Origin of the sequence: Agromyces luteolus (assembly GCF_009729855.1) — a bacterium.
Taxonomy (GTDB): domain Bacteria; phylum Actinomycetota; class Actinomycetes; order Actinomycetales; family Microbacteriaceae; genus Agromyces; species Agromyces luteolus.
The window spans coordinates 147659-172274 of sequence record NZ_WODA01000025.1 but is presented as its reverse complement, the minus strand read 5'-3'; the positions used below and the strand labels follow the sequence as shown (position 1 = coordinate 172274).

Sequence of the window (24616 nt, the reverse complement as noted above, 5' to 3'; positions counted from 1 at the left end):
GCGCCGAGCGCGCCGACGCAACACAGAGAGGACGACCACGTGGCCCTGACCGCTGAGGTGAAAGAGGAGCTGGCGAAGGTCGAGGTCGCCCGGACCTCGGTCCGCGCCGCGGAGTTGGCATCCGTGCTCCGATTCGCCGGGGGACTCCACATCATCTCCGGCCGGATCGCGATCGAGGCCGAGCTCGACGCGCCGTCGATCGCGCGCAGGGTGACCCGCGACCTCGGGGAGCTGTACGGCGTCCGCCCGGACGTCTCGGTGATCTCCGCCTCCGGCCTCCGCCGCACGAACCAGTACCTGGTCCGCGTCCTGGATGGCGGCGAGACGCTCGCGCGGCAGACCGGGCTCCTCGACGCGCGCCGCCGGCCGGTGCGCGGCCTGCCGAACAAGCTGACGACCGGCTCCCGCGACGAGGTCGCCGCCGTGTGGCGCGGCGCGTTCCTGGCGCGCGGGAGCCTCACGGACCCCGGCCGGTCCGCTGCACTCGAGGTGACCTGCCCCGGGGGTGAGACGGCGATGGCGCTGGTCGGCGCGGCCGGCCGGCTCGGCGTCTCCGCGAAGGCCCGCGAGGTCCGCGGGGTGCACCGGGTGGTTATCCGCGACGGCGAGGCGATCAGCGCGATGCTCGCGCTGATGGGAGCCGACGAGACGGTCCGGAACTGGGAGGAGCTGCGGCAGCGGCGGGAGGTGCGCGCCACGGCGAACCGCCTCGTGAACTTCGACGACGCGAACCTGCGCCGCTCCGCGCAGGCCGCGGTCGCCGCCTGCGCCCGCGTCGAACGTGCGATGGAGATCCTCGGCGACGAGATCCCCGACCACCTGAAGTACGCGGGCGACCTGCGCCTGGCGCACCGCGATGCGAGCCTCGACGAGCTCGGCCACCACGCCGACCCGCCCCTGACGAAGGACGCGGTCGCAGGACGCATCCGTCGCCTGCTGGCCATGGCCGACAAGCGGGCCGTCGAGCTCGGCGTGCCGGGCACCGAGGCGAACCTCCCGGCCGACCTCGACGACGTCTGAACGGCGCCCGAACGGCGGCCGAACGCCGTCAACCCCCGTCATCCGGCCCGACCACGGGCATAGGATCGAAAACGCCGCGGTCCCCGGGCAGACGTCCGGTTCACCCGGCTGCTGACAAGGAGAAGCAATGGCTGACTACACCCTCCCTGAGCTCGCCTACGATTACGCGGCCCTCGAGCCGTCGATCAGCGGCACGATCATGGAGCTGCACCACTCGAAGCACCACCAGGCCTACGTGACCGGTGCGAACACGGCGCTCGCGCAGCTCGCCGAGGCGCGCGACTCCGGCAACCTGGCCAACGTGAACAAGCTCGAGAAGGACCTCGCGTTCAACCTCGGCGGTCACGTCAACCACTCGATCTTCTGGACCAACATGTCGCCCGACGGCGGCGACGCGCCGACCGGCGAGCTCGCCTCGGCGATCGACGACCACTTCGGCTCGTTCGAGAAGTTCCAGGCGCACTTCACCGCGACCGCCCTCGGCGTGCAGGGCTCGGGCTGGGCCGTGCTCGCGTGGGACTCGATCGGACAGCGCCTGATCATCGTCCAGTTCTTCGACCAGCAGGCGAACCTCCCGGCGGGCATCGTGCCGCTGCTGATGCTCGACGTGTGGGAGCACGCGTACTACCTCGACTACAGGAACGTGCGCGCCGACTACGTGAAGGCGTTCTGGAACATCGTGAGCTGGGAGAACGTCCAGCAGCGCTTCCAGGCCGCCACTGAGAAGACCTCAGGCCTGCTGCTACTGTCATAGCGGATGGTGTCCCCGGACGCCGTCCGGGGACACCGCCGTCCGATCAGAACCATCTCCAACAAGCGCGATCGCGCCCATCACAACAGGGGAGAATTCCTGTGTCCGTAAAGATCGGCATCAACGGCTTCGGCCGCATCGGCCGCAACTACTTCCGTGCGGCCCTCGCCCAGGGGGCCGACCTCGAGATCGTCGCGGTGAACGACCTCACCGACAACAAGACGCTCGCGCACCTGCTGAAGTACGACTCGATCACCGGGCGCCTCGACGCGACGGTCGAGTACGACGACGAGCACCTGATCGTCGACGGCAAGTCGATCCGCGCGTTCGCGGAGCGCGACCCCGCGAACCTTCCCTGGGGCGATCTCGGCGTCGACATCGTCATCGAGTCGACCGGCTTCTTCACCAAGGCCGCCGATGCGAAGAAGCACCTCGACGCCGGTGCAAAGAAGGTGCTCATCTCGGCGCCCGCGACCGACGAGGACGCCACGTTCGTCATGGGCGTCAACGAGGACTCGTACGACCCGGCGAACCACCACATCATCTCCAACGCCTCGTGCACGACGAACTGCCTCGCACCGCTCGCGAAGGTCTTCAACGACGAGTTCGGCATCGAGCGCGGCCTGATGACGACGGTGCACGCGTACACCGCCGACCAGAACCTCCAGGACGGCCCGCACAAGGACCTCCGTCGCGCCCGCGCCGCCGCGATCAACATCGTGCCGACCTCGACCGGTGCCGCGAAGGCCATCGGCCTCGTGCTGCCCGAGCTCGTCGGCAAGCTCGACGGCTTCGCGCTGCGCGTCCCCGTCCCCACCGGCTCCATCACCGACCTGACGGTGACGGCGTCGCGCCCGGTCACGGTCGACGAGGTGAAGGCCGCCTACAAGAAGGCCGCCGAGGGGCCGATGAAGGGCATCCTCAAGTACACCGAGGACCCGATCGTCTCGAGCGACATCACGACCGACCCGCACTCGTCGATCTTCGACGCGGGGCTCACGCGCGTGATCGGCGACCAGGTCAAGCTCTCGGCGTGGTACGACAACGAGTGGGGCTACTCCAACCGCCTCGTCGACCTCACCGAGTACGTGGCCGAGCGACTCTGAGGCGCGACGACGTGACCCTCAGGACCATCGATTCCCTGGGTCCGCTCGCCGGCACGCGCGTCGTCGTCCGCTGCGACCTCAACGTCCCTCTGAAGGACGGGGTCATCACGGACGACGGCCGCGTGCGCGCGTCGGTCCCCACGCTCACCGCGCTCGTCGAACAGGGCGCCAGGGTGATCGTGATCTCCCACCTCGGCCGACCCGAGGGAGCGCCCGACCCGAAGTACAGTCTCGAGCCCGTGGCCGTGCGCCTCGGCGAACTGCTGTCGGCGCCGGTCGCGTTCGCGACCGACACGGTCGGCGAGGATGCCGCGGCCAAGGTCGCCGCACTCGGCGACGGCGAGGTGCTCGTGCTCGAGAACCTCCGCTTCAACCCGGGCGAGACGAGCAAGAACGAGGCCGAGCGGACCGCGTTCGCCGGGCAGCTGGCGGAGTTCGCCGATTCGGTCGTCTCCGACGGCTTCGGCGTCGTGCACCGCAAGCAGGCGAGCGTGTACGAGCTCGAGCAGCTGCGTCCGAGTGCCGCAGGCCTCCTCATCGCGGCCGAGCTCGACGTGCTCGACCGGCTCACCGAGAACCCCGAGCGCCCCTACGTGGTCGTGCTCGGCGGCTCGAAGGTGTCCGACAAGCTCGGCGTCATCGAGCACCTGCTGCCGCGGGTCGACGCCCTGCTCATCGGCGGCGGCATGCTGTTCACGTTCCTCGCGGCCCAGGGTCACGCGGTGGGCTCGAGCCTGCTCGAGGCCGACCAGATCGACACCGTGAAGGGCTACCTCGCGGATGCCGCAGAGCGCGGCGTCGACATCGTCCTGCCGACGGACGTCGTGGTCGCCGCATCGTTCTCGGCGGAGGCGGACCACCAGGTCGCCGCGGCCGACGCGATCGAGGAGACGCCGTTCGGCGCCTCGGGCCTCGGCCTCGACATCGGCCCGGAGACGGCCGCCGCGTTCGCCGAGCGCGTGCGCGCCGCGAAGACGGTGTTCTGGAACGGCCCGATGGGCGTGTTCGAACTCGCGCCCTTCGCCGACGGCACGCGCGTGGTGGCATCCGCGCTCACCGAGGTCGACGGCCTCAGCGTCGTCGGCGGCGGCGATTCGGCCGCGGCCGTGCGCCAGCTCGGATTCGAGGAGTCCGCCTTCGGGCACATCTCGACGGGCGGCGGCGCGAGCCTGGAATTCCTCGAAGGCAAGAAGCTCCCCGGACTGGAGGTCCTCGGATGGCAGTGACCCGCACCCCGTTCATCGCGGGCAACTGGAAGATGAACCTCGATCACCTGCAGGCGATCGCGTTCGTCCAGAAGCTCGCGTGGAACCTCTCCGACGCGAAGCACGACTTCGCCGACGCCGAGGTGGCGGTCTTCCCGCCGTTCACCGACCTGCGGTCGGTGCAGACCCTCGTCTCCGCCGACGACCTGCCCGTGAAGTACGGCGCGCAGGACCTCTCGGCGAACGACTCGGGCGCCTACACCGGCGAGGTGTCGGGGGCGTTCCTCGCGAAGCTCGACTGCGCGTACGTCGTCATCGGTCACTCGGAGCGGCGCACCATGCATGCGGAGACCGACGAGGTCGTCGGCGCGAAGGTCCAGGCCGCCCACCGGCACGGGCTCGTGCCCGTGCTCTGCGTGGGCGAGACGGCGGAGGACCTCGAGCAGCACGGCGCGAGCGCCGTGCCCGTGGCGCAGCTCCGCGGCGCGCTGGAGGGCGTCGACGTGTCGAAGGGCCTCGTCGTCGCCTACGAGCCGGTCTGGGCGATCGGGTCGGGCCAGGCGGCCACTCCCGAGCAGGCGCAGCAGGTCGCCGCGGCGCTCCGCGCCGTGCTCGCCGAGATCGCCGGCGCCGAGCTGGCAGCGTCGACGCGCATCCTCTACGGCGGCTCCGTGAAGGCGGCGAACATCGCGGCGTTCATGCGCGAGCCCGACGTGGACGGCGCACTCGTCGGCGGCGCGAGCCTCGACCTCGACGAGTTCTCGAGCATCGTCCGCTTCAAGAAGCACGTCGGGGCCTGAGCCGAAGACCCCGAACCGCCGCTGCGCCGTCCGGCCGCGTCCGTCTCGCGGACGTCGGCCGGACGGCGCTGCGGCTATACTCGACAGGCGGCATCGACATACCCGGTCATGCCCGGAAAGGTTTCACCGTGGAGATTCTCCAGGTCGTCCTGCAGGTGCTGCTCGGCCTCACGAGCATCCTGCTCACGCTCCTGATCCTGCTGCACAAGGGCCGCGGCGGCGGGCTGTCCGACATGTTCGGCGGCGGCGTCACCTCGAACCTCGGTGCGTCCGGGGTCGCGGAGCGCAACCTCAACCGCATCACGATCATCCTCGGACTCGTCTGGGTGACGTGCATCGTGGTGCTCGGCCTCATCACCAAGTTCGACGCCGGAATCTGACGGAGGAGACGTGGTTTCTGGAAACAGCGCGATCCGCGGTTCGCGGGTCGGATCCGGGCCGATGGGCGAGCAGGACCGTGGATTCCACGCCGAGCGCGTCGCCGTGAGCTACTGGGACGCCCAGGGCAACGAGACGGTGCGGTACTTCGCGGCGAACGTGCCCGAGGAGGAGATCCCGGACGTCATCGACAGCCCGTCGACCGGGCTGCCGGCCGGCCGCGACAAGGACAACCCGCCCGCGGTGGCGAAGCTCGAGCCGTACAAGACCCACCTCGCGTACGTGAAGGAGCGTCGCAGCGAGGAGGAGGCGGCCGCACTCCTCGAAGAGGCGCTGCAGCAGCTGCGCGCACGTCGCGGCACCGCCTCGAACGACTGATCCCGATCGCGGGAACCACGAAGGGCCGCCCGTCCGGGCGGCCCTTCGTCGTTCGGTCCGGTGCGAGCGCGCCGTCGCCGGATCAGTAGTCGCGCGCGATGAGCGCGTCGGGCACCTCGGCCGCGGCATCCTGATCGACGAAGAAGACCGTGCGCCGCCGGCCCTTGATCCCGGCGACGGGCACCTCGTCGCGACTCGCCCCGGCGAGGGCGAGTCCGAGCGCCGACGCCTTGTCGGCGCCGGCGAGCACCAGCCAGACGCGCTGGGCCGAGTTGATGACCGGCCGCGTGAGGCTCAGTCGCTCGGGCGGCGGTTTCGGCGACTCCCGCACGGGGATCACCGGTCGGTCGATCACCTGGATCCCCGACCGATGCGGGAACAGCGACGCGATGTGGCCGTCGGGGCCGACGCCGAGGAACACGATGTCGAACACCGGGTGCGGGAGCCCCTCGGCTCCGTACGCGGCGAGCTCGGTCGCGTAGGCGTCGGCCGCTTCGTCGAGCGAGAGCCCGGAATCGGACGCCGGGAACGGGTGGATGTGCTCCTCGGGCAGCTGCAGCGCGTCGAGCAGCGCCTCGCGCGACTGCAGGTCGTTGCGATCGTCGTCGCCCGAGGGCACCCAGCGCTCGTCGCCCCACCAGAAGTGCACGCGCTGCCAGTCGACCGACTTGTGCGCGGGGGACGAGCGGACGGCCTCGAGCACGGCCCCGCCCATGGACCCGCCGGTGAGCACCACGTGCACCGTCTCCTGCACGTCGAGCAGGTCGAGGACCTTGGTGATGAAGCGAGCGGCGACCGCCCCGGCGAGCGTGCTCTTGTCGGGATGGACGAGTACGCGCCGCTCGTTCGTCATGCGGTGGCTCCTTCGCTCAATGGGGTCCGATGGTCGGGGAGCAGGCCGAGTCCCCGGGTGATCACCTCACCGTACAGTTCGTCGGGATCGAGGCGGCGCAGCTCGTCGGCGAGGCAGTCGCGGAGGCTGCGGCGCGGGAGCGCGACGTCGTGGACGGGCTGGCCGGGTTGCCGGAGCGTGGCGACGCCGGGGACATCCCGAACGAGTTCGATCGTGCCGGTCGCGCGGCCGAGGGAGACGCCCCGGATGCCGTGCGATCCGTGCTCGAGTCCGGTCAGCGCGCAGTTCGTCGACGCGCCGAGCTGCATCGACAGCCACGCGGCGAGGAGGGTCGTCGAGGGGGAGTCGATCGACCCGGTCACCTGCACCGTGGTCACCGGCTCGTAGGGGGGCTGGTCGAGCACCGCCGCGAGCTGGGCCCGCCACAGCGTGAGCCTCGTCCACGCGAAGTCGGCGTCGCCGGGGCGGTAGCTCGCGGCGAGTGCGTCGAGCGCGGCCTGCGGGTCGGACTGCATCGACGCATCGGTGATGCGCCGCTGGGCGATCCGGCCGAGCGGTGAGTCGCCGGGAACCTCGGGTGCGGTGCCCGGCCACCACGTGACGACCGGGGCGTCGGGCAGGAGGAGCCCCATCACGAGTCCCTGCTCGTCGCGGGCGGCGTCACCGCTCGCCCTGAGGATGACGACCTCGCTCGCTCCCGCGTCGCCGCCGACGCGGATCTCCGCGTCGAGCCGGCTGACGTCGGGGTCGGACCCGCTCGCCGTGGAGACGACGATGACGCGCATCGGATGCTCGCGGGACGCGTCGTTCGCGGCCTCGATCGCCTCCTCCTCGGCATCATGCGTCGTCGCGATGACGAGGGTCAGCACGCGCCCGAGGGCCACGACGCCGCCCTCCTCGCGGATCTTCACGAGCGACTTCGAGACCTGGCTCGTGGTCGTGTCGGGCAGTTCGACGATCATGGGCGCCTCCAGGTGCGTCCGTCGCGGGCGAGGAGCTCGTCGGCCGAGGACGGGCCCCACGACCCGGGCTTGTACTGCTCGGGTCGGCCCTGCGTCGTCCAGAACTCCTCGATCGGGTCGAGGATCTTCCAGGACAGTTCGACCTCCTCCTGCCGGGGGAAGAGGGGCGGGTCGCCGAGGAGCACGTCGAGGATGAGTCGCTCGTACGCCTCCGGGCTCGCCTCGGTGAACGCGTGGCCGTAGCCGAAGTCCATGGTCACGTCGCGGACCTGCATGCCCGCGCCGGGCACCTTCGACCCGAACCGGATGGTCACGCCCTCGTCGGGCTGCACCCGGATCACGAGCGCGTTCTGGCCGAGCTGCGAGGTCTGGCTGTCGGCGAAGACCTGCTGCGGCGCGCGCTTGAAGACGACCGCGATCTCGGTGACCCGGCGGCCGAGGCGCTTGCCCGCTCGGAGGTAGAACGGCACGCCGGCCCATCGTCGCGTGCCGATCAGCAGCTTCATGGCCGCGTACGTCTCGGTCGTCGACTCGGGGTTCATGCCGTCCTCGTCGAGGAAGCCGGTGACCTTCTCACCGCCCTGCCATCCGCCCGAGTACTGTCCGCGCGCCGTCGCCGTCGCGAGGTCGGACGGCAGCCGCACCGCGCGCAGGATCTTCTCCTTCTCGGAGCGCAGGTCTGCGGCGTCGAACGAGATCGGCTCCTCCATGGCGGTCAGCGCGAGCAGCTGCAGCAGGTGGTTCTGGATGACGTCGCGCGCCGCACCGATGCCGTCGTAGTAGCCGGCACGACCGCCGACGCCGATGTCCTCGGCCATCGTGATCTGCACGTGATCGACGAAGTTGGCGTTCCAGATGGGCTCGTAGAGCTGGTTGGCGAACCGCAGCGCGAGGATGTTCTGGACCGTCTCCTTGCCGAGGTAGTGGTCGATCCGGAAGACCGAGTCGGGCGGGAAGACCGACGCGACGACGTCGTTCAGCTCGATCGCCGTCTTCAGGTCGGACCCGAAGGGCTTCTCGATGACGACGCGCCGCCACTGGTCGCCCTTCTGCTCCGTGAGGCCGGAGCGCTTGAGCTGCTCCGTCACCTGCGGGAACGACTTCGGCGGGATCGACAGGTAGAAGGCGTGGTTGCCCATGGTCCCGCGCTCGCGGTCGAGGTCGTCCACGGTGCGTCGCAGGCGTGCGAACGCCTCGTCGTCGTCGAAGGTCCCCTGCACGAAGCGGATGCCGCGGACGAGCTGGTTCCAGACGTCCTCGCGGAACTCGGTGCGGGCGTACTTCTTCACGGAGTCGTGGACGACCTGGGCGAAGTCCTGGTCCTCCCACTCGCGTCGTGCGAAGCCGACGAGCGCGAATCCCGGAGGCAGCAGCCCCCGGTTCGCGAGGTCGTAGACCGCCGGCATGAGCTTCTTGCGGGAGAGGTCGCCGGTGACGCCGAAGATGATGAGGCTCGACGGGCCGGCGATCCGATTCAGGCGGTAGTCCTTGGGCGATCGCAACGGGTTGTGCGTCGCCGTGATCTCGACCGGATGCATGGGTGCTCCAGGATCAGCCGATGGCCGCGCGCAGCGACCGCAGGTCGGCGCTCGGATCGGACAGGGTCAGTGTGAGGACCGGCCGGCCGTGCTCGGCGATGACGGATGCGTCGCCGGAGGCCTGGGCGGCGATGAGCTCGCCGAACGTGAACGGCCGCCCGGGAACGGGCAGGTCGTCGGTCGGGCGCTGCACGAGCTGCAGGAATGCGCCGTGCGCGGGACCGCCCTTGTGGTACTGGCCGGTCGAGTGGAGGAAGCGCGGCCCCCAGCCGAAGGTGACCGGGCGGCCGCTGCGCTCGGCGAGCAGGTCGCGGAGCTCGGCGAACCCGGGGTGCGCCACGCGGTCGACGTAGGCCTGCACCGCGAGGTATCCGTCCGCCGGGACCTCCTCGAGCAGGACCTCGATCGCGGAGGCCAGGTCGCTGGCCGCGCCGATCACGTCGGGCGTGCCGCGGACCTCGATCCCCTCGGCGACGAACGCCGCAGGTGCCGGCTCGGGCCGTGCCTCGAGCAGGCCGCGGGCCGCGACCTTCGCCGACTCGACGTCGGGCTGGTCGAACGGGTTGATGCCGAGGAGGCGGCCGGCGACCGCGGTCGCGTACTCCCACGCGAGCAGTTGGGCGCCGAGCGTGCCCGACACGCGGATCTCCCCGTCGGTCCCGTCCGCGAACCGCTCGGTGCCGGCGTCGTCGACGAGGCGCACGACCTGCAGGTCGGCGGGGCGCGACACCAGCTCCGGAGCGTCGGGACCGAGCACGACGGGCAGGATGCCCGTTCCCTGCTTGCCGGTCGACTCCGCGATGAGCTGCTCGGCCCAGTCGGCGAAGCCGACGAGGTGCGTGCCGTCGGCGACGATCGCGAGCTTGTCCCGCCGCGGTTCGGTCCCCGCGATCGCGGCGCCGAGGACCAGGCCCGGGTTCTCCTCCGAGTCGATCGCGAGGGCGAGTTCGATCGCCTCCGCCTCGTCGAGGAGCTCTCCGAGGTCGACGCCCGCGAGGCCGGTCGGCACGAGTCCGAAGGCGGTGAGCGCCGAGTACCGGCCGCCGACCGTCGGGTCGGCCGTGAACACGCGGTACCCCGCGGTGCGGGCGGATTCCTCGAGGGGCGAACCGGGGTCCGTGACGACGACGATGCGCGTCGCGGGGTCGATGCCCACGTCGAGGAACGCCTTCTCGTAGGCGCGACGCTGGGAGTCGGTCTCGACGGTCGATCCGGACTTCGAGGACACGACGAGCACCGTCCGCTGGAGACGGTCGGCGATGGCGGCCCGCACCTGGTCGGGCTCCGTCGAGTCGAGCACGGTGAGCTCGGCGCCGGCCGTGCGGGCGATGACCTCGGGAGCGAGGGAGGAGCCGCCCATTCCGGCGAGCGCGACGTGGTCGATCCCGCGCGCGCGGAGCTCGTCGCGGAGCGTCGCGATCTCCGGCAGGAGCGGGCGGGACACGGCGATCGCCTCGGTCCATCCCAGCCGGCTCGCGGCCTCCTCCTCGGCCGCCGGCCCCCACAGGCTCGCGTCGAGCGAGGTGATGCCCGTCGCCACCCGGTCGGCCACGAGCTGCGGCACGATGCGGCGCACCGCGTCGGCCGACGGGCCGTTCACGGAGATCCGGACATTCACCGAGCTGCCTCCAGGGCGGTGCGCACGGTGTCGAGGAGCTCGTTCCACGAGACGACGAACTTGTCGACGCCCTCGCGCTCGAGGACCTCCGTGACGTCGTCGTAGTCCACGCCCACGCTCGCCAGCGCGTCGAGGACGCGCCCGGCCTCGGCGAACGCGCCGGTGACGGTGTCGCCCTCGACCACGCCGTGGTCGAAGGTCGCCTCGAGCGTCTTCTCGGGCATCGTGTTCACGACGCCGTGGGCGACCAGCTCGGTCACGTAGAGCGTGTCGGGCAGGGCGGGGTCCTTGACGCCCGTCGAGGCCCACAGCGGGCGCTGCCGGTTGGCGCCGGCGTCGAGCAGCGCGATCGCGCGCGGCGCGGCGAACTGCTGGAGGTAGAGCTCGTACGCGAGGCGGGCGTTGGCCACGCCGGCCCGGCCCTTCAGCGCGATCGCCTCGGGCGAGCCGATCGCCTCGAGCCGCTTGTCGATCTCGGTGTCGACGCGCGAGACGAAGAACGAGGCGACGGAGTGGATCGTCGACAGGTCGATGCCCGCCGCCTTCGCCTGCTCGAGGCCGGTCAGGTACGCGTCGATGACCTCGCGGTAGCGGTCGAGGCTGAAGATCAGGGTCACGTTGACGCTGATGCCCGCGCCGATCGCCGCGGTGATCGCCGGGAGGCCCGCACGCGTGGCGGGGATCTTGATCATGACGTTCGGGCGGTCGACCTTGTCCCAGAGGCGGTGCGCCTCGGCGATGGTCGCATCGGTCTCGTTCGCGAGGTCGGGGGAGACCTCGATCGAGACGCGGCCGTCGTAGCCGTCGGTGCGGTCGTAGACCGGACGGAAGTGGTCGGCGGCGTCGCGCACGTCGTCGGTGGTGATCTCGAACACGGCGCGGTCGACGTCGGCGCCGTCGGCCGCGAGGGATGCGACCTGGTCGCGGTACGCGTCGCCCTTGGCGAGTGCGCCGGCGAAGATCGTCGGGTTCGTGGTGACGCCGACGACGTCGCGCTCGGCGATGAGCCGTTCGAGGCCGCCCGACGTGATGCGCTCGCGCGAGAGGTCGTCGAGCCAGATGCTGACGCCGGCCTGGGAGAGGGCGGCGGTGGGGGTGGTGCTCATGATGATGTCTCCTTCGTGCTCGGTCAGTTCGACGCGAGCGATTCCTTCGCGGCGGCCACGACGTGCTCAGGCGTGATGCCGAACTCGCGGAACAGGGTCTTGTAGTCGGCGGAGGCGCCGAAGTGCTCGATGGACACGGCGCGGCCGCGCGTGCCGAGGTAGCGGTACCAGGTGAGCGCGAGGCCGGCCTCGACGCTGACGCGAGCGGTGACCGAGCTCGGCAGGACGGACTCGCGGTACGCGGCATCCTGCTCCTCGAACCACTCGAGGCTCGGCGCCGACACGACTCGGGCCGACACGCCCTCGGCGGCGAGCTGCTCGCGCGCGGCGAGCGCGACCTGGACCTCGGAACCGGTGGCGATGAGGATGACGTCGGGCTCGCCCGACGACGCCTCGGCGAGGACGTACGCGCCCTTCGCGACGTTCGAGGCGGCGGCGAGCGTGTCACCGGATGCCTCGCCGTCGCCGCGCTCGAACACGGGGATGTTCTGCCGGGTCAGCGCGATGCCCGCGGGCCCGCCGCGGCGCTTCAGGATCTCGAGCCAGGCGTGCGCGGTCTCGTTCGCATCGCCCGGGCGGACGACCGAGAGGTGCGGGATGGCGCGCAGCGCGCTCAGCTGCTCGATCGGCTGGTGCGTGGGGCCGTCCTCGCCGAGCGCCACCGAGTCGTGCGTCCACACGAAGATCGACGGGATCTGCATGAGCGCCGCGAGACGCACGGCGGGACGCATGTAGTCGCTGAAGATGAGGAACGTGCCGCCGAACGCGCGAGTCGGACCGTGCAGGACGATGCCGTTCAGGATGGCGCCCATGGCGTGCTCGCGGATGCCGAAGTGCAGCACCCGGCCGTACCGGTTGCCGGGGAACTCGTGCGTCGAGTGCTCGGACGGGATGAACGACGGTGCGCCGTTGATCGTCGTGAGGTTCGACTCCGCGAGGTCGGCCGACCCTCCCCAGAGCTCGGGGAGGTGCGCGGCGAGTGCGTTGATGGCCTTCCCAGACGCGGCGCGCGTCGAGACGTCCGTACCCGGCTCGAACACGGGGAGCGCGGCCTCGAGCCCTTCGGGCAGCTCGCCGGCCTCGAGCCGGTCGAGCAGCGCCTTGCGCTCGGGGTTCGCCGACGCCCATGCGTCGAACGACGCCTGCCACGCCTGCTTGGCCTCGGCGGCGCGGTCGCGCGCGTTCGTGCGCGTGCGCTCGATGACCTCGTCGGCGACGACGAAGCTCTGCGCCGGGTCGAAGCCGAGCACCTCCTTCGTCGCGGCGAGTTCCTCGGCACCGAGGGCGGAGCCGTGGATCTTGCCGGTGTTCTGCTTCTTCGGCGCGGGCCAGCCGATGATCGTCTTGAGGACGATGATCGAGGGCTTGCCGGTCTCCGCCTTGGCGGCCTCGACGGCGTCGTTCAGCTCGGCGACGTCCTCGACGTACTCGCCGGTCTTCTTCCAGTCGACCGTCTGCACGTGCCATCCGTAGGCCTCGTAGCGCTTCGCGACGTCTTCGGTGAAGGCGATGTCGGTGTCGTCCTCGATCGAGATCTGGTTCGAGTCGTAGATCACGACGAGGTTGCCGAGCTGCTGGTGCCCCGCGAGCGAGGAGGCCTCGCTCGTCACGCCCTCCTCGAGGTCGCCGTCGCTCGCGATGACGAACACGTGGTGGTCGAAGGGGCTCTCGCCGGCGGGCGTCTCGGGGTCGAACAGCCCGCGCTCGTAGCGCGAGGCGTAGGCGAAGCCGACGGCGGAGGCGAGGCCCTGGCCGAGCGGACCGGTCGTGATCTCGACGCCGGCGGTGTGGCCGTACTCGGGGTGGCCCGGGGTCTTCGAGCCCCAGGTGCGGAGCGCCTCGAGGTCGGACAGCTCGAGGCCGTCGCCGGCGAGGTACAGCTGCACGTACTGCGTCAGCGAGCTGTGGCCCGCCGAGAGGATGAAGCGGTCCCGCCCGAGCCAGTCGTGATCGGCCGGGTCGCGGCGCATCACCTTCTGGAAGAGCAGGTAGGCGGCGGGCGCGAGGCTCATCGCCGTGCCGGGGTGGCCGTTGCCGACCTTCTCCACGGCGTCGGCGGCGAGCACGCGCGCCGTGTCGACCGCGCGATCGTCGATGGGGTCCCAGTGCAGAGTTGCCACGGGTTGGGGTTCCTTCCGGTCGTGACGGAGTCGGGGAGCCTCTCCATTCGGCTCCCGGACCCGCCGGGAAACGCGACGGCGCGGTGGAGCCCGGGACCGATCCGGTCATGCGTCAGGTGGAGTGCACGTCGAATCCGCGCCACCGGGCGCGCTGGGTTCAGTATATGGAGTCGCCCTCACTCTATGACGGGGCTTGACGCGTCCGTCCGGCGACGATCGGATGGCCTAGAATCGAACGGGTTGCGCGCGCCCCGCCACGTCGGCGCGCGCCCGGAAGAGGAATTCATGCAGGCCGCGCCGACCATCAGTCACGCTCGACGGACGACGAACGTGCGACGCAAGGTCGCCGCATACGTCGCCCTCACCAAGCCCCGAGTGATCGAGCTGCTGCTCGTCGTGACCGCGCCGACGATGATCCTCGCCTCGAACGGCCTGCCCGACGTCTGGCTCCTGCTCGCCACGCTCGTCGGCGGCGCGATGAGCGCCGGCTCGGCGGGCGCGTTCAACTGCTACATCGACCGCGACATCGACCGGGTCATGAAGCGCACCAAGGGCCGGCCGCTGGTCACCGGCGAGCTCACCGACCGCGAGGCGCTCGTCTTCGCGTACGCGCTGGGCGCGGCATCCATCGCCTGGCTCTGGGTGTTCGCCAACTGGCTCGCCGCCCTGCTCTCGCTGGCCGCCATCCTGCTCTACGTCGTCTTCTACAGCCTCATCCTGAAGCGCCGCACGGCGCAGAACATCGTCTGGGGCGGCGTCGCCGGCTGCATGCCGGTGCTGATCGGCTGGGCCGCGGTGACCGAGAGCCTCAGCTGGGCGCCCTTCATCCTGTTCCTCATCATCTTCCTGTGGACGCCGCCGCACTACTGGCCGCTGTCGATGAAGTACAAGGACGACTACGCCGCCGCCGGCGTGCCGATGCTCGCCGTGGTGCGCGGGCGCGCCCAGGTGGGGCTGCAGGTCATCCTCTACGCCTACGCGACGGTCGCCGCGTCGCTGCTGCTCATCCCGGTCGCCGGCATGGGACTGCTCTACTCGAGCGTCGCGCTCGTGTCGGGCATCTGGTTCGTCGCCGAGTGCCACCGGCTCTACAACCTCGCGATCCGCGGCCAGGAGGTCTCGCCGATGCGGGTGTTCCACGGCTCGATCATCTACCTGTCGCTGCTCTTCCTCGCGGTCGGCGTCGACCCGCTGCTGCCGTTCTGAGCGGAGGGGTGGGCGCGCTCGGAGGCGTCCACCCCTGCCGCCTCCGAGCGCGTGCGGGACGGCTGGGCTCAGGACTGTTCGGGGATGTGGGACGGAGCCGGAGCCCCGGCGCCGGTCAGGTCGTCGCAACGGACGAACTGGGTGCCGACGCGCTCGAGCAGGCACGGCCCCGTCGTCTGCAGGACGGCGGTCGGCCCCGGAGCGGGCTCGGGCCGGGCGTTCGCGGGCGTCGCGGCGATCGTCGCGACGAGGGCGGTGCCGGCGAAGAGGAGCGCCGAGGCGGTGAGGGTGGTGGTGCGCATGATCGCATTCCTTCCGGGATGGTGCCGACGTTCGGTCGACGCCCCCACGATCCGCGCCACCGTGCTTCGTCGGATCGGGTGCTGCTCCTGAGATGCCGGACGAAAGTCCTGACTTCCACTGCCCCCGGTGCGAGACTGGTCGGGTGGCGGCGCCATCCGCGACCCGGTCGACGCTGGTCGGCCGCGAAGTGGAGCTCGAGTTCCTCCTGCGGCTCCTCGACCGGGCCTGCGGCGGGGAGGCGCAGACCGTCGTCGTCTCGGGCGACGCCGGAGTCGGGAAGACCGCGCTCGTCACGACGGCCTGCGCGGCACGGGATGACGCCGGGGAGACGCTCATCGGGGCGTGCCTGCCGCTGACCTCGATGTCGATCCCGTTCCTCCCGATCCGTTCCGCGTTGCGCGCGAACCCGAGGATCATCGCGCCGCCCGTCGCCCCGGTGGCGGGCGAGGAGCGCGAGTTCGCGGTGCGCTTCGACGCCTGGCTCGACGACCAGTGCGACCGGCGGCCCATCACCCTCGTGATCGACGACGTGCAGTGGGCCGACCGGAGCACGCTCGACACCCTGATGTACGCCATCGCGGGCCCGGCGTCGCGTCGTCTCGCGATCGTCGTGACCCTGCGCGCGGGCGAGGTCGGCATCGGCCATCCGCTGCAGCGCTGGCTCGCGGACATCCGTCGGCTGCCTCGGACCTCGGAACTCCGGCTCACGCCGCTCGACCGCGCGGGCACCGCCGCGCAGGTCGAGTCGCTGCTCGAGAGCTCGCCGCACCAGTCGCTGATCGACGACGTGCACGCGCACACCCGCGGCAATCCGTACTTCACGCGGCTGCTGGTCGCCGGACTCCCGCCGAGTGCCCGTGCGGCACCGATCGCCTTCCCCATCGACCTCAACTCGGCGGTCCTGCAGTCGTGGTTCCGTCTCTCCCCGGAGACTCGGCGGATCGCGACCGTCCTGGCCGTGGGTGGTTCGGCGATGCGCGCCGATGAGTTGGCCGACGTGATGGTGGACCCCGATGCGGCCGGAGTCCGACGTGCGCTCGCCGAGGCGACCGACTCCGGCACGATGGACCGACTCGGGGACGATTCCTTCTGGTTCCACCACCCGATGGGCGCGGAGGTGCTCGCGGCCGCCCTGACCGACGACGAACGCCGCGAATGGCATCGACGATTCGCGGACCTGCTCGAGGCTCGGGCCCACCAGCCCGTTCCCACGGGGTCCGTCATCGCCATCGCCGACCATCGGTATCGGTCGGGTGAGGTGCGCGCCGCCTTCGACTGGACCGTCCGGGCGGCGGACGCGGTGGCGGGATCCGACGGGCGGGCCGAGCAGGTGCGCCTGCTGCGGCGAGCGGTGGATCTGCTGTCGCACGAGCCGGATCTCTCCGACGCAGACGCGCAGCTCGACGCACTTCTGCGCCGGCAGCGCGCCGTCGCGGCCGACGCAGGTGCGACCTTCGACGAACTGGAAGCGGTCGAGATGATGCTCGAACGCCTCGATGCCGCGAGCGACCCGCTCGGGGTGGCTGAGCTCCTTGTCCGGCGGATGCACCTGCGGTTCATGGCGGGCCTGGGGTTCATCGACGTCAGCGGGATGCGAGCGGCCGTCCGACTGGCTTCGGTCGACCCGGCGAGCGCACAGTACGCGCTCGCGTTGGCGGAGCTCGCACATGCCGAGATCTGGGCCGAGGCTCCGGAGGCCGCGGCCCATGCACGCGAAGCGATCGCCGTGGCACGCGGGGTGAACGATCCGCGGGCGCTGTCGCACGCCCTCGCGGCAGGCGCGATGGCGGCCCTGGTCGACGGCGACAGGGATCTCGCGCGTGCGTACGGCGAGCAGGGCGTCGAAGCCGGGTTGGAGTCGCGCGACTGGTTCGCATACGAGCACGCGGTCCTCTGGGAGGGGAATGCCGTCGAGACCTGGGCTTCCGACTGGTTCGCCGACCGGATGGCGCAACACCGATCGGAGCTCGTCGCGATCGGCGGCCCTCCGGCGTACGTCGCGTGGGTCTCCGCGAATGAGGCAGGCGCCCTGCTCGCCGTGGGTCGCGTGGACGAATGCGAGGAGCGGCTCCGCGTCGCACTCGGATCGGATGCCGGACCGCTCGGCGACGTGCTCGCCAGGTTGACCGCGTCGCGGTTCGCTGCACTCCGCGGACGGCAGGTCGAGGCGCAGAGTCACCTGCTTCGTGCGGAAGAACTGTTCGCGGACGGATCGGCGTTCCTCACGTTCGAGTTCGACGCGGTCCGAGCCGAGGTCCGGCTGGCCGCAGCCGACCCGCGTGGTGCCTACGACGCGGCCCTCGCAGGCGCGACCGGGGCCGGTGCTCCGCCCACGATGTGCGAGTGGCTCATGCCGTTCGCGGCGCGCGCCCTCGCCGACCTCGCGCAGGCCGCCCGCGACACCGGTGCCGATGCGGACGACGTGCTCGCCGAGCTCGACGGCCTCGTGGAGCGGTTCCCGCAGGTGATTCGGGATGCCGGCGTCGTCACGCCGCATATCGAGCGGCAGATCACGGCGTTCGATGCCTGGTACGCGGCAGAACAGGTCAGGGCTCGCGGGCGGGGAGACGCGTCCTCCGCCTGGTCGGAGGCTGCCGAGGCGTGTGCGTCGGCGCGGCTGCCGTGGGAGGAGGCCTATTCACGCTGGCGTGCCGCGGAAGCGCTGCTCGGAGGGGCCAACGGTCGGCAGGCCGGTGCCCGCGAGCTCCGGCGCGGGCTCGGGCTGGCACGGCGCCTCGGGGCGCGCCCGGTCGAGGATGAGCTGATCGACCTGGCCGCCCGCGCGCGGGTTCCGGTCGAGGAACCGAACGCCGCGGCGTCCGAGGCGACGGGCGCCCTGCCCGGCCTGACCGGACGCGAGCGGGAGGTGCTGGCGCTCGTCGCGGTCGGCCGCACCTACTCCGAGATCGCCCATTCACTGATGATCAGCGAGAAGACCGTGAGCACGCACGTGTCGCACCTGCTCGACAAGACCGGCACGGCCAATCGCGTCGAACTGGCGCGCCTGGTCCACAGGCTCGACGACGTCGAATCCGCCGGCGCTGCGCCGTGAGGACGACGTCAGCGCGCGGATGCCGCCTCGGGTGCGGCCTCGGCCGCGGCATCCGTCGCCACCGGGCGCTTGAGCCCCAGCACCACGACGGTCATCGTCGCGGCCATGAGCGCCGCGAGGACCATGTGCACGCCGACCGCGAGCGGAGGGAGGCCGTTGCGTGCCTGGTAGAGGCCGACCGCGATCTGCACGAGCTCGACGGCGAGGAGGACGAGCATCCAGCGCGAGACCGGGAGCCGCAGGCGCCACGCGGCGATCGCGAGCACCACGGTCAGCGCGAGGAGGGCGTAGCCGGGCCACGCGTGCACGTGCTCGAGCAGCTCGGCGTTGAAGCCGGTGCGTCCGGCGTCGGCGTCGCCCGAGTGCGGGCCGGAGGCCGTCGTGAGCACGCCGAACGCGATCGAGATCGCGAGCACGGCGGTCGTGACGTGCGTGACGATGGCGAACCAGCGCGGGACCGCGGGTTCGCGCGGACCGGGCGTCGCGTCCAGGCGCACGAGGTAGGCCGTCGTCACGCAGACGAGCGCGAGCGAGGCGACGTAGTGGAAGCCGACGATGAACGGGTTGAGGCCCGTCCAGACCGTGATGCCGCCGACGATCGCCTGCGCGACGATGCCGAGCAGCACCACGAGCGCGAGGGTCCAGAGGTCGCGCCGCTCGCGGCGCAGGCGCCAGATCGAGAGCAGCACGAGCAGGGCGACGATGCCGACGACGCCGGTCATCAGGCGGTTGCCGAACTCGATGACGCCGTGGATGCCCATCTCGGGCGTCGTGACGAGGGAATCCGCCGTGCACATGGGCCAGGTCGGGCAGCCGAGGCCGGATCCGGTCAGCCGCACCGCTCCGCCCGTGGCGATGATGATCGTCTGGGCGAGGAAGGACAGCCACGCGACGACGCGGACTCGCCGGTCGATGCGGTCGGGCAGCCAGGCGGTGACGCGGTTCACGGCTCGTCGGGTTCCTGATCCGGGTCGGAGTGGGAGGGTACTGGGAGTCGGGACTCCGGGACCTTCGACCCTATAGACTTGATTGGTTGATGCGGCCCGTCGCGCTCGCGCGCGTGGGGCATCACCATTGTAGGTTCGCGACGAAGCCACCCGCACATCACCCCACGACCGAACCGGCACCTCGACCGGAAGGCCGGGGGTGGGCCGGACTGATAGCCGGTACGCGGGGGGAGAAGAGGGAGAGCATGACGGACGTACTCATCGACCGCCCCGAGTTGGAGGGGCTCGGCACGTACGAGTTCGGCTGGTCCGACTCAGACGTGGCCGGAGCATCCGCTCGCCGCGGCCTGTCGCCCGAAGTGGTGGCCGACATCTCGCAGCTGAAGGACGAGCCCGAGTGGATGCTGCAGCGCCGCATGCGCGGGCTCCAGCTCTTCGACCGCAAGCCCATGCCGTCCTGGGGCGCCGACCTGTCGGAGATCGACTTCGAGAACATCAAGTACTTCGTCCGGTCCACCGAGAAGCAGGCGCAGACCTGGGAGGACCTCCCCGAGGACATCCGCAACACCTACGAGCGCCTCGGCATCCCCGAGGCCGAGCGACAGCGCCTCGTCGCGGGCGTCGCCGCCCAGTACGAGTCCGAGGTCGTGTACCACCAGATCCGGGAGGACCTCGAGGAGCAGGGCGTCATCTTCCTCGACACCGACACGGCGCTGAAGGAGCACCCCGAGTTCTTCGAGGAGTACTTCGGCACTGTGATCCCCGCCGGCGACAACAAGTTCGCCGCGCTGAACACGGCCGTCTGGTCGGGCGGCTCGTTCGTCTACGTCCCGAAGGGCGTGCACGTCGAGATCCCGCTGCAGGCCTACTTCCGGATCAACACCGAGAACATGGGCCAGTTCGAGCGGACGCTCATCATCGCCGACGAGGACAGCTACGTCCACTACATCGAGGGCTGCACGGCCCCGATCTACAAGTCCGACTCGCTGCACTCGGCCGTCGTCGAGATCATCGTGAAGAAGAACGCCCGCGTGCGGTACACGACGATCCAGAACTGGTCGAACAACGTCTACAACCTCGTCACCAAGCGCGCCGTCGCGCACGAGGGCGCCACCATGGAGTGGGTCGACGGCAACATCGGCTCGAAGGTCACGATGAAGTACCCGTCGATCTTCCTCATGGGCGAGCACGCCAAGGGCGAGACCCTCTCGGTCGCGTTCGCAGGCCCGGGCCAGCACCAGGACGCCGGCGCGAAGATGATCCACATGGCGCCGTACACGCAGTCGTCGATCGTCTCGAAGTCGATCGCGCGCGGCGGCGGCCGCGCGGGCTACCGCGGCGAGGTGCGGGTGGATGCCAATGCGCACCACTCCGCGAACACCGTGCGCTGCGACGCGCTCCTGGTCGACACGATCTCGCGCTCCGACACGTACCCGGCGATCGACATCCGCGTCGACGACGTGCAGCTCGGCCACGAGGCGACGGTCTCGAAGGTCAGCGAGGAGCAGCTCTTCTACCTGATGTCGCGCGGCCTCCCGGAGGACGAGGCGATGGCGATGATCGTGCGCGGCTTCATCGAGCCGATCGCCCGCGAGCTGCCCATGGAGTACGCGATGGAACTCAACAAGCTCATCGAGATGGGCATGGAAGGATCGGTCGGCTAACCGATGAGCACCGCGATGCAGAGCACCGCCCTGCCCACCCCCGAGCAGCACGGCATCCGTGCGCACTCCGACGGCCCGATCGTGCCGGTCCAGACGCGCTCCGAGCGGTTCCGCTCGACCGACGTCGCCGACTTCGCCCCCATCACGGGCCGCGAGCACGAGTGGAAGTACTCGCCCGTCGCCGCGTTCGCCGACCTCACCTCCGGTGAGCTCGACGGCTCGCGCGTCGAGGTCGAGGCGACGGATGCCGCGGGCGTCTCGCTCTCCTGGATCCCGCGCGACGACGCCCGCGTCGGTCGCGCCGGCATCCCGGAGGAGCGCGCGTCGGCGAACGCCTGGTCGGCGTTCGGCGAGGCCGCGCTCGTCGAGGTCGCCGGCGAGGAGGCCAAGACCGTCACCGTGACCCGCTCGGGACTCGGCACGACGCCGCGCGCCGCCCACACCGTGATCGAGGCCGCGCCGTTCAGCCAGGCGCTCGTCGTGCTGCGCGGAATCGGCGACGCCCGCCTCACCGAGAACGTCGAGGTGGTCGTCGGCGAGGGGGCGAACCTCACGGTCGTCTCCCTCCAGGAGTGGACCGACGAGTCGGTCCACCTCGCGAGCCACTTCGCGCGGATCGGCCGCGACGCCAAGCTCAAGCACATCGTCGTCTCCCTCGGCGGCAAGGTCGTCCGGGTGAACCCGTCGACGCACCTCGCCGAGCAGGGCGCCGACGTCGAGGCACTCGGGCTCTACTTCTCCGATGCCGGCCAGCACCTCGAGCAGCAGGTCTTCGTCCACCACGACGCACCGCACACCCGCTCGCGCGTGACCTACAAGGGCGCGCTGCAGGGCGAGGGCGCGCGCAGCGTCTGGATCGGCGACGTGCTCATCGGCAACACGGCGACCGGCACCGACAGCTACGAGCAGAACCGCAACCTCGTCCTCACGGACGGCACCCGCGCCGACTCGGTCCCGAACCTCGAGATCGAGACCGGCGACATCGAGGGCGCCGGGCACGCCTCGGCGACGGGCCGGTTCGACGATGAGCAGCTGTTCTACCTCCAGGCGCGCGGCATCCCGGAGGACGAGGCGCGCCGCCTCGTCGTGCGCGGCTTCCTCGCCGAGGTCGTGCAGCAGATCGGCGACGCCGAGCTCGAGGAGCGTCTCATCCGGGCGCTCGAAGCGGAACTCCAGGGGAGCTGACGTGGCAACCACTCGCGTGTGCGGGGTCGACGACCTCGCCGTCAACGAGGCGCAGAAGTTCGTGGTCGACGGCGTGCCGATCGCCGTCGTCAAGGACTCGGCCGGCGACATCTTCGCCATCGGCGACACCTGCACCCACGGCGACATCTCGCTCTCCGAGGGGTTCGTCGAGGACGACACGCTCGAGTGCTGGGCCCACGGCTCGAAGTTCTCCCTCCTGACGGGCAAGCCGCTCACGCTGCCGGCGTACGAGCCCGTGCCCGTCTACCAGGTCGAGATCACCGACGGGGGCGTGTTCATCGACCCCGCGGTGAAGCTCGCCGTCTGACCCGACCTCCCATGACCTCCCGGCCCGTGCGGCCGGCCACCAACGAAAGAGACACCCAATCACCATGTCCGTGCTCGAGATCAAGAACCTGCACGTCAACGTCGAGACCGACCAGGGCACCCGCGAGATCCTCCGCGGCGTCGACCTGACCATCCGCGAGGGCGAGATCCACGCGATCATGGGGCCGAACGGCTCCGGCAAGTCGACGCTCGCCTACACGATCGCCGGCCACCCGAAGTACACCGTCGTCGAGGGCGAGATCCTGCTCGACGGCGAGAACGTGCTCGAGATGTCGGTCGACGAGCGCGCCCGCGCGGGCATGTTCCTCGCCATGCAGTACCCGGTCGAGATCCCGGGCGTCACGGTCACGAACTTCCTCCGCACCGCCAAGACCGCGATCGACGGCGAGGCGCCGTCGATCCGCACGTGGCTGAAGGACGTGCGCGGCGCGATGACGAACCTCCGGATGGACTCGGGCTTCGCGGAGCGCAACGTCAACGAGGGCTTCTCGGGCGGCGAGAAGAAGCGCAACGAGATCCTCCAGCTCGAGCTGCTGAAGCCGAAGTTCGCGGTGCTCGACGAGACCGACTCGGGACTCGACGTCGACGCCCTCAAGGTCGTCTCCGAGGGCGTCAACCGCGCCCACTCGAACACCGGCCTCGGCATCCTGCTCATCACGCATTACACGCGCATCCTCCGCTACATCAAGCCCGACTTCGTGCACGTGTTCGTCGCGGGCAAGATCGCCGAGCAGGGCGGCCCCGAACTCGCCGACCGCCTCGAGGAGGAGGGCTACGACCGCTACCACGTCGCCGAGTCGGCGACGCAGTAGTCGGGCGTAGGCTTACCGCATGGTCACCTCACTCGCACCCGAGCGCTTCGACGAGATCAGTGAGGCGCTGAAGGATGTCGTCGACCCCGAGCTGGGCGTCAACATCGTCGACCTCGGGCTCATCTACGACCTGAACTGGGACGACGAGCACGACGCGCTCGTCATCAACATGACCCTGACAAGCGCCGGCTGCCCGCTGACCGACGTCATCGAGGAGCAGACCGCCGAGGCGCTCGACGGCACCGTCGAGCGGTTCCGCATCAACTGGGTGTGGATGCCGCCGTGGGGTCCCGAGCGGATCACGGACGACGGGCGCGACATGATGCGCGCACTCGGCTTCGCGATCTGATCCGAACCGCGAAGAGGGAGGTCCCGGACGGGGCCTCCCTCTTCGCGTCTCCCGGCGTGTCCGAGTTCGTCGGGGAATAGGCTCGGGACATGCAGCACACCGCGGCGTCGACCCGCGACGCATACACGCACGGCCACCACGAGAGCGTCCTGCGGGTCCACGAGTGGCGCACGGTCGAGAACTCCGCGGCCTACCTCGCGCCGCACCTCCGCGAGGGTATGCGGGTGCTCGACATCGGGAGCGGCCCGGGCACCATCACGCTCGACCTCGCGCGGCGCGTGCGCCCGGGAGTGGCCGTCGGGGTCGACGCCTCCGATGAGGTCGTCGCCCGTGCGCAGGGGCTCGCCAGGAGCGAGGGCGTGGCGAACGCGGAGTTCCGGACCGGCGACGCCTACCATCTCGACTTCGCCGACGGCGTGTTCGACGTCGTCCACGCGCACCAGGTGCTGCAGCACCTTGCTCGTCCCGTCGACGCCCTGCGCGAGTTCCGCCGGGTACTGCGGCCCGGCGGCCTGCTGGCCGCGCGCGACGTGGACTACGGCGGCGTGATCTGGAGCCCGGAGGCACCGGAGCTCGCGCGCTGGCGCGAACTCAACGAACTCATCTGCGCGTGGAACGGCGGCGACGGCAACGCGGGGCGCCACCTCACCCGGTGGGCGCGCGAGGCCGGGTTCGCCGAGGTGACGGCGAGCGGGTCCGTCTGGGTGTTCGCGTCGGACCGCGACCGGGAATGGTGGGGCGGCAACTGGGCCGAGCGCGCGCTCGAGTCGACCTTCGCGGCGCACGCGATCGAATCAGGGCACGCGTCGCGCAGCGAGCTCGAGGCGATCTCCGGGGCGTGGCGTCGCTGGGCCGCGGATCCCGACGGCTGGTTCCTCATGCCGCACGGCGAGATCCTCGCCCGCGCGTAGCCGG

At 70.8% G+C, this 24616-nt stretch carries 23 protein-coding genes; 15 read left to right on the top strand and 8 right to left on the bottom strand.

Features of this window, described 5'->3' with window-relative positions:
* The first annotated feature begins 39 nt into the window (after positions 1-39).
* From whiA to GLX25_RS14450, 7 genes are all read left to right on the top strand, one after another.
* Positions 40-1020, top strand: a complete 981-nt coding sequence (whiA, locus tag GLX25_RS14480) for a DNA-binding protein WhiA (RefSeq protein WP_166548844.1) — start codon at positions 40-42, stop codon at positions 1018-1020.
* 127 nt (positions 1021-1147) lie between these two features.
* Complete coding sequence (locus GLX25_RS14475) at positions 1148-1774, top strand: superoxide dismutase (protein ID WP_155843210.1); 627 nt, start codon at positions 1148-1150, stop codon at positions 1772-1774.
* Positions 1775-1872: 98 nt separating this feature from the next.
* Positions 1873-2877 carry a type I glyceraldehyde-3-phosphate dehydrogenase gene (gene gap, locus GLX25_RS14470; protein WP_166548843.1) on the top strand — a complete coding sequence of 335 codons (1005 nt, stop codon included), beginning with the start codon at positions 1873-1875 and terminating at the stop codon, positions 2875-2877.
* Positions 2878-2888: 11 nt separating this feature from the next.
* The gene (locus GLX25_RS14465) at positions 2889-4103 is read left to right on the top strand and encodes a phosphoglycerate kinase (protein WP_166548842.1); all 1215 of its coding nucleotides are present in this window, start codon (positions 2889-2891) and stop codon (positions 4101-4103) included.
* A complete protein-coding gene (gene tpiA, locus GLX25_RS14460) occupies positions 4094-4882 on the top strand; it encodes a triose-phosphate isomerase (RefSeq protein WP_155843208.1) in 789 nt (262 codons plus the stop codon). Before GLX25_RS14465 ends, tpiA begins: the two co-directional genes overlap by 10 nt.
* Before the next feature lie 128 nt (positions 4883-5010).
* Complete coding sequence (secG, locus tag GLX25_RS14455) at positions 5011-5262, top strand: preprotein translocase subunit SecG (RefSeq protein WP_067947350.1); 252 nt, start codon at positions 5011-5013, stop codon at positions 5260-5262.
* 10 nt (positions 5263-5272) lie between these two features.
* The gene (locus GLX25_RS14450; RefSeq protein WP_166548841.1) at positions 5273-5638 is read left to right on the top strand and encodes an RNA polymerase-binding protein RbpA; all 366 of its coding nucleotides are present in this window, start codon (positions 5273-5275) and stop codon (positions 5636-5638) included.
* Positions 5639-5720: 82 nt separating this feature from the next.
* Here GLX25_RS14450 and pgl read toward each other — a convergent pair whose 3' ends face one another.
* From pgl to tkt, 6 genes are read right to left on the bottom strand one after another with little or no spacing between them, the layout of a single operon-like run.
* Positions 5721-6491 carry a 6-phosphogluconolactonase gene (pgl, locus tag GLX25_RS14445; protein ID WP_155843206.1) on the bottom strand — a complete coding sequence of 257 codons (771 nt, stop codon included), beginning with the start codon at positions 6489-6491 and terminating at the stop codon, positions 5721-5723.
* The gene (locus GLX25_RS14440; protein WP_155843204.1) at positions 6488-7453 is read right to left on the bottom strand and encodes a glucose-6-phosphate dehydrogenase assembly protein OpcA; all 966 of its coding nucleotides are present in this window, start codon (positions 7451-7453) and stop codon (positions 6488-6490) included. Before GLX25_RS14440 ends, pgl begins: the two co-directional genes overlap by 4 nt.
* Complete coding sequence (zwf, locus tag GLX25_RS14435) at positions 7450-8991, bottom strand: glucose-6-phosphate dehydrogenase (RefSeq protein ID WP_155843203.1); 1542 nt, start codon at positions 8989-8991, stop codon at positions 7450-7452. The genes GLX25_RS14440 and zwf overlap by 4 nt, the downstream gene beginning before the upstream one ends.
* Positions 8992-9004: 13 nt before the next feature.
* Positions 9005-10609: a glucose-6-phosphate isomerase gene (locus GLX25_RS14430; RefSeq protein WP_166548840.1), complete on the bottom strand. Its 1605-nt coding sequence runs from the start codon at positions 10607-10609 to the stop codon at positions 9005-9007.
* On the bottom strand, positions 10606-11715 hold the full coding sequence (tal, locus tag GLX25_RS14425; protein WP_155843201.1) for a transaldolase: 1110 nt from the start codon (positions 11713-11715) through the stop codon (positions 10606-10608). The genes GLX25_RS14430 and tal overlap by 4 nt, the downstream gene beginning before the upstream one ends.
* 23 nt (positions 11716-11738) lie before the next feature.
* Entirely contained in the window at positions 11739-13835 is a 2097-nt protein-coding gene (tkt, locus tag GLX25_RS14420; protein WP_166548839.1) for a transketolase, read from the bottom strand.
* Between the two features lie 285 nt (positions 13836-14120).
* Between tkt and GLX25_RS14415 the strand changes: the two genes are divergently transcribed.
* Positions 14121-15041 (top strand): heme o synthase, encoded by a 921-nt coding sequence (locus GLX25_RS14415; protein ID WP_155843199.1) that lies wholly within the window; start codon positions 14121-14123, stop codon positions 15039-15041.
* Between the two features lie 68 nt (positions 15042-15109).
* Here the strand turns inward: GLX25_RS14415 and GLX25_RS14410 are convergent, their stop codons facing one another.
* Positions 15110-15343 (bottom strand): hypothetical protein, encoded by a 234-nt coding sequence (locus GLX25_RS14410; RefSeq protein ID WP_155843197.1) that lies wholly within the window; start codon positions 15341-15343, stop codon positions 15110-15112.
* Between the two features lie 143 nt (positions 15344-15486).
* Between GLX25_RS14410 and GLX25_RS14405 the strand changes: the two genes are divergently transcribed.
* Positions 15487-18396 (top strand): helix-turn-helix transcriptional regulator, encoded by a 2910-nt coding sequence (locus GLX25_RS14405; protein WP_166548838.1) that lies wholly within the window; start codon positions 15487-15489, stop codon positions 18394-18396.
* Between the two features lie 8 nt (positions 18397-18404).
* Here the strand turns inward: GLX25_RS14405 and GLX25_RS14400 are convergent, their stop codons facing one another.
* The gene (locus GLX25_RS14400) at positions 18405-19343 is read right to left on the bottom strand and encodes a COX15/CtaA family protein (RefSeq protein ID WP_166548837.1); all 939 of its coding nucleotides are present in this window, start codon (positions 19341-19343) and stop codon (positions 18405-18407) included.
* Positions 19344-19588: 245 nt separating this feature from the next.
* On the opposite strand from GLX25_RS14400, the gene sufB reads away from it, so the two are divergent.
* The 6 genes from sufB (at position 19589) to GLX25_RS14370 (ending at position 24612) form a co-directional block, all read left to right on the top strand.
* The gene (sufB, locus tag GLX25_RS14395; protein ID WP_155052087.1) at positions 19589-21007 is read left to right on the top strand and encodes a Fe-S cluster assembly protein SufB; all 1419 of its coding nucleotides are present in this window, start codon (positions 19589-19591) and stop codon (positions 21005-21007) included.
* Positions 21008-21022: 15 nt separating this feature from the next.
* On the top strand, positions 21023-22192 hold the full coding sequence (sufD, locus tag GLX25_RS14390; RefSeq protein ID WP_240898384.1) for a Fe-S cluster assembly protein SufD: 1170 nt from the start codon (positions 21023-21025) through the stop codon (positions 22190-22192).
* A 1-nt stretch (position 22193) separates the two neighbouring features.
* Positions 22194-22520: a non-heme iron oxygenase ferredoxin subunit gene (locus GLX25_RS14385; protein WP_166548836.1), complete on the top strand. Its 327-nt coding sequence runs from the start codon at positions 22194-22196 to the stop codon at positions 22518-22520.
* A gap of 64 nt (positions 22521-22584) precedes the next feature.
* Positions 22585-23352, top strand: a complete 768-nt coding sequence (gene sufC, locus GLX25_RS14380; RefSeq protein ID WP_155843192.1) for a Fe-S cluster assembly ATPase SufC — start codon at positions 22585-22587, stop codon at positions 23350-23352.
* A 19-nt stretch (positions 23353-23371) separates the two neighbouring features.
* Complete coding sequence (locus GLX25_RS14375) at positions 23372-23701, top strand: metal-sulfur cluster assembly factor (RefSeq protein ID WP_092669939.1); 330 nt, start codon at positions 23372-23374, stop codon at positions 23699-23701.
* A gap of 89 nt (positions 23702-23790) precedes the next feature.
* Entirely contained in the window at positions 23791-24612 is an 822-nt protein-coding gene (locus GLX25_RS14370) for a methyltransferase domain-containing protein (RefSeq protein ID WP_155843190.1), read from the top strand.
* Positions 24613-24616 lie beyond the last annotated feature (4 nt).